Annotated in this window: 1 protein-coding gene and 1 pseudogene; one reads left to right on the top strand and one right to left on the bottom strand. The window is 58.9% G+C overall.

The features are described from left to right. Positions 1 to 168, bottom strand: a pseudogene (locus NE591_RS12990) (MscL family protein); the annotation flags it as partial. 115 nt (positions 169 to 283) lie between these two features. Between NE591_RS12990 and NE591_RS12995 the strand changes: the two are divergent. Beyond that, positions 284 to 399, top strand: a 116-nt coding sequence (locus NE591_RS12995) for a GTP cyclohydrolase I (protein ID WP_256156835.1), incomplete at its 3' end; no start/stop codon positions are given.

Genomic DNA, 399 nt, shown 5'->3' on the forward strand with positions numbered 1-399 from the left:
CATCGGTGCCGTTGCCCCCGGTGATGAGTTTGATGAGCGGGTTGATGATGTCGTCGGTCAGCGACGTGACGATGCGGTGAACGCCGCGCCGATGATGATGCCGACGGCCATGTCGATCACGTTGCCGCGGTTGATGAACTCTTTGAACTCGGCCAGGAGGCTTTTCATGGTCGATCCCTTCTTGCGTGAAGCCTTCTGCCAAGGTATTATGCCGCTCTTTTGCCGTGTGTCCATAGCGTCGTGATAACATGGCGCCAACCGTTTACAAGGAGTTACGACAACCGTGGATACAGCGAAAATCGAAGCCGGCGTCCGTCTGATTTTGGAAGGCGTCGGGGAAGATCCCGAGCGCGAGGGGCTGCGGGAGACGCCGGCGCGCGTGGCCCGTATGTACGAGGA

Origin of the sequence: Adlercreutzia sp. DFI.6.23 (assembly GCF_024462535.1) — a bacterium.
Taxonomy (GTDB): domain Bacteria; phylum Actinomycetota; class Coriobacteriia; order Coriobacteriales; family Eggerthellaceae; genus Adlercreutzia; species Adlercreutzia rubneri.